General features: G+C 45.3%; 4 protein-coding genes. 2 read left to right on the top strand and 2 right to left on the bottom strand.

Annotated elements, in window-relative coordinates:
• Nucleotides 1-791: 791 nt before the first annotated feature.
• Entirely contained in the window at nucleotides 792-1,268 is a 477-nt protein-coding gene (locus Q7V32_RS20820; protein WP_370691446.1) for a phytanoyl-CoA dioxygenase family protein, read from the top strand.
• Here Q7V32_RS20820 and Q7V32_RS08820 read toward each other — a convergent pair.
• Nucleotides 1,167-1,709: a hypothetical protein gene (locus tag Q7V32_RS08820; protein ID WP_304896614.1), complete on the bottom strand. Its 543-nt coding sequence runs from the start codon at nucleotides 1,707-1,709 to the stop codon at nucleotides 1,167-1,169. The two genes, Q7V32_RS20820 and Q7V32_RS08820, sit on opposite strands and share 102 nt — an antisense overlap.
• Nucleotides 1,710-2,463: 754 nt before the next feature.
• The gene (gene yjjJ, locus Q7V32_RS08815; protein ID WP_304896613.1) at nucleotides 2,464-3,807 is read right to left on the bottom strand and encodes a type II toxin-antitoxin system HipA family toxin YjjJ; all 1,344 of its coding nucleotides are present in this window, start codon (nucleotides 3,805-3,807) and stop codon (nucleotides 2,464-2,466) included.
• Between the two features lie 324 nt (nucleotides 3,808-4,131).
• Between yjjJ and Q7V32_RS08810 the strand changes: the two genes are divergently transcribed.
• On the top strand, nucleotides 4,132-4,419 hold the full coding sequence (locus tag Q7V32_RS08810; protein ID WP_304896612.1) for a DUF1778 domain-containing protein: 288 nt from the start codon (nucleotides 4,132-4,134) through the stop codon (nucleotides 4,417-4,419).
• Nucleotides 4,420-4,670: the final 251 nt, after the last annotated feature.

Here is a 4,670-nt window from a genome sequence, read left to right as displayed (position 1 = left end):
GATTCAGCAGGGTGCGCTGTTTGACCTGCTGCCCTTCACGCACCGATTCAACCAGTCGGTAGGTAAAGTAGGCTTCGCCATCAGCCAGGGATTTTGTTTTGGTTTTTCGAATGTACATGCCGATAGCGTGCTGCAATCGGTTCGGAAAATCAATACCAAGGAAAAAATTCAATGGCACTACATTAGATCGAAAAAATTGACCATTGATTTTAAAGGACTTTTTTTCAAAAAATTGCCAGAAATCAAAATATCAATGACTTAGAGAGGTTTGAGTGACGAAGTTAGGTTAAGTCTGAGGAACCTGAAGCAAAAGCAGAACCAAGCTGGGAAAAGTTCAGAGAGAGATACAAAGATGAGTATCAAACTTCAGAAGAAGCGAAGTCGCTAATTAAGTTACACCCAAAAAGGCAGGTGGTATCTGCGTATAAACAATTAGATTGGAAGCCGGTTGGTATTAATCATTGTAACAATGACCTTTGTCGTGTCATTGCAATGCTTTCAACTATCAGAAACAACTTGTTTCATGGTGGAAAGCACGGAGACATAGAAGTCGATGATAAGAATAGAAATTTGTCACTTCTGTCCCTTGGCAAGCAGGTTTTAGATCAGCTTGCCGAGCAGTTTGGCTATGAAGGTGACTACAAGAGGTACTATTAAAGAGATAACAATGCAAACCAGTATGAAGGCTTTTCCGTTCCTTGTTTTTCGGTTTAACGCTACGCTTCCGCAAAACAATCCACTTCAAAGCCTCAGCTGTTTGCGGCGTTACATGTCCGAGGAAATTGAACTCAGTGCCATTTGACGAAGACGGATTTGAGGTGATTGAAGATGTTGTGGATGAAGCCACAATAGACTCGATTCTCAGTGAATTGGATCCCGCAAGCAGAGAGGTGACGGGGGCAGGATTCCGGAATGCTGAAAAGAAGTTCAATTCAATAAAAGCCCTGGCGAATTGCACAGCCATATTATCTATGGCATCTCATTATTTGTCCGGCACGTCTCAGTTAGTTAGAGCTATACTTTTTATAAAATCGAACCAGAACAATTGGCTCGTAACTTGGCACCAAGACAGAACCGTTTCTGTATCATCAAAATTCGAAGAGAGAGGCTGGGGTCCATGGAGTGAGAAGGATGGTGTATTGCACGTCCAACCTCCTCTGGATGTACTAAATCAAATGGTGACCTTCAGGATTCATATGGATGATACATCCAAAGAAAATGGATGCCTTGATCGTGAGTGTACGCGAGCCAGGTGTCTGCAACCCTGAATTTACGCCAAAGATAAGTAATGATGGTGATATCTCATATATCCCAAGCGCCGCGCCTGTACCGTTCGGAACAAGTTTCAATGCAACGAATGATAAGCTTTCTCCCGGAAGAATTTCTTTGGCTGCAAATTGAGATCTAAATTCGACGGGATAGAACGGTGCTAGCGAATAGGGAAAAGGTCCACCTGAAATAACAACTAATTGGGTTCTGGGTGTGGGAAATCCGAATAGTTCAATATCGCCATCCAAGTGAGACAATGGTTCGTCCGACAAAGCTAGATTTGTCAGCGTCGCTTCTATAGCAATCTCCTCGTTGTGGCCAGCGATAAACGCAGTATTGTTGACGCTCCAATCCCAGAACGTCGAGCTGGTCGCATTGAAGGGGAAGCATATCGCGATAAAAAATAAGCACTTTTTCAACATTTTTTCCCTGTTTGTCATTCTAACAAGTTATTAAGCTGTTAACAGTATATCTACCACGAAACTTGGGTTGCAACAATAAATCTGTGAACTGCAAGGATTTTTCCCTTCCGTATATCATCCAAACTGAGCCAATAGATGTAATTGGAGGTTGTCATGTTGACTGTTACTGCATCCTTGAATCATGCGTTCGAGTCGCAGCTTAGCTTACGCAACATTCCGGACCAGCAACGCCGAGATTTTCATAAGTGGCTTAGGTTTTAACTGGATTTTTGACCCAAGCCAAATTATTGGCGGCAATGACCCAGTTTGCAGTCAGTGATCAAAGATATTTTTTGGCCGGTTTTGGCCGCCTGCCGCCGATGACCAGTGACATATTTCAGTTGCAGATACTCTCGGTTTGAGCGACTTTCAGTTGCAATTAATTCCGGTCGAAAATTGCGCTGATTGTTGGTTTGGGGGGTTTTGATTGCAAGCCGCTACAAGTAGGTATAACTGGCAGCTGGCAGTAGATTTAATCGGCATCTGCAGAAAACTTGGCAAATCAATTGAGCTATCTACCAGCCACAACTGTTGGTTTAACTGGCAACAGAATCTCTTCTTTTTCTGGCTTTTTGCCTTGTTAAATCTTAAGATTAAAATAAAACTAGAGCATTAATTGGAGTGCTGCGTTTTTGCATTAGACAAGGATGGCAATGGTGTACCTTGTGATAGCCAATGCAAAGGGGAAGGACCTATAAATTAATGAATTTAGGCATCAAGATCAGTATCTTTGTCATTCCAGCCGTTCTATTTTAGCGCTGGCTGTCTTTATGTGGTCTTCAAGTGCGGTCATACACGCTTCAAATCTGAGGCTAAATCCGCTTGACTCCATAACCCGACCTAAGAACTTACGGGCCAAAGCTTCTGCGTGACGCCAAGTTTCGTTAGATACACTGCCGTGAATTGTCGCTTCGGATAAAGTATCAGTAAGCCCACCACCACTGCGGGGGGCGAAAGCCATTGGGGTCATGTCATAGGCGGGTGCAATGCTATAAGGCCGACCATGTTCGGATATAAAAGATAAGTTTCCGTTGTGCATATCCGAATTGCCGATTAGCGTGCCAAATGCCCATAGGATATTTGCACCCTCCGCTGCTTCGGGATGAATTTGACGATCATCAGCAAGAACGCGCGCAATAACTGGCCAACCACCTGTTCCTAACCCCGCAAACTCAGCATCAAGCGCGGACAAAGAATGCAACGCACTCCGTCCAAGACTACCAATACGATCAAAACGCTCGACCTCAAGAAAGCGCTGGCCACCGTGGTCTATTATTTGCGTCTTGGCAGCAGGAATACCGCCTTCACGCAATGTCTCAAGCGCAAGGTTTTCAGCTAGCAACAGATCACGCCAGCGTTCGCTTACTGGACCATCTTCCAGTTCGCTAAATTTCACAATGACATGCCGGTCCCCATTCGGTGTCATGGCATAAGCGGTAAATTTTGGCTGTTCGCCACCGGCTGATGATCCAGGTATCTCGCCACGAGCCGCTTCAAGTGCGAATCGGGCATATTCCTCACCTTTATGATTAAATGAGATCGGCTCAGGTATAGGGTTAGCGAGAAAACGATCTCTTGCCTTTTCTCCTAATAGTATATTGCCTACTATGTCATGCCCATGCTCCAACAGTGCTCGCAAAGCGTGGGTATCTGTCCAATCTTTAAGTCGATCTGGTAGCCCCAGTTCAGCGCCATACCGAGCAACATAGGCCCTCCCCAAATATCCTTGTGGGCGCATGTCGAACAACCACCACGGAAGTCCGTCGCTGTGAAGGGTCGTGCCATCCTCATGCCGCATAACAAACCCGTCTGGCCGAACAGGAATCAGCGTTCCGAATTGCCGAATAGTGCCTTCTGCATTGACCCGATAAATCGGAATATCTGGTAATTTGCGATAGTTATCGCGCAGTGTATAGTGAATGGATCGCGCAGCACCAAACCGAACTATTTCACCACCAAGCTCAGCCAGCGCACGAGACATTGTCGACTGACTAATACTTAGCTTTTCACGCAATTTCGCCGCAGACATAGGTCCTCTGGATAAATGTGTACAGATGTGATCAGCGTGAAGTGTCATTGAGCGAATGAATTCATGAATAGATTAGTGAAAGGATATTCTAGTCCTTTTAAGGTTTATTTGGAAAAATTTTAGATCAAGGTTATCTGTGGTCGAATCTAGGTGGAGACAAATCAGGCTTGGTACGATTGGCCACTTACGGTTGTTACAAATATTCATCCTTGAAAAGCTATTTCGTATAATGCATTAACTAAAATCTTTACTAACCGCTTTAAACTATTTCAATTGGTTAAGCATAATTTTTATATTGGGTGTCTGTCAGATTGGCATTTACTCTGCCCGGTCAATTACCGCACAATACATGGTGTGAAAATGAGGACAACCATGATGCCAAGAGATACTATCCGCAGTATCTGGTTCGAAGCTCGACTCTCTCCAGATGTGATGGTCGTGATCAAGCGCGCGGCTGAACTACAAGGGCGAAGTGTCAGTGACTTCGTTGTAGCTGCCGTACAAGAAATCGCGCAACGGACAATTGAAGAAGCCAGTGTCATCCGGCTGTCCCTTGAAGACCAGCGGTGTTTCGTTGATCTTCTGATTAACCCGCCTGAACCATCCCCTGCGCTGCAACGTGCCGCCAAGGCTCACGCCGAATTGATCAAAAGCCAGTAACGGCTCGTTTTAACCTGGAGACTCGCGCGTCCAAGTATAGTCGAACGGGCTTTTCTAGTGGCGTAGAGGCACTGGACAAGTATTTCCGTGAGCAAGTTGGCCATGATGCGGAGCGATACGGTCGGAAGTGGCAGTCTTCGCACTTGTGGTGGATGCCAAGGATGATCAAGCAGTATCCTTTTATCACCATCACGGCTTTGTGAAATTCGGCAGCCTTTCCAACCAACTGATTCTTGCTCTCACAAACCGGG

Origin of the sequence: Methylicorpusculum sp. (assembly GCF_030651835.1) — a bacterium.
Taxonomy (GTDB): Bacteria; Pseudomonadota; Gammaproteobacteria; order Methylococcales; family Methylomonadaceae; genus Methylicorpusculum.
This window is presented reverse-complemented; position numbering and strand designations above follow the sequence as displayed.

Coding starts and splice junctions, on each gene's coding strand:
- Q7V32_RS08820 (WP_304896614.1), bottom strand. CDS start 1,709: ATGACAAACAGGGAAAAAATGTTGAAAAAGTGCTTATTTTTTATCGCG.
- yjjJ (WP_304896613.1), bottom strand. CDS start 3,807: ATGACACTTCACGCTGATCACATCTGTACACATTTATCCAGAGGACCT.
- Q7V32_RS08810 (WP_304896612.1), top strand. CDS start 4,132: ATGATGCCAAGAGATACTATCCGCAGTATCTGGTTCGAAGCTCGACTC.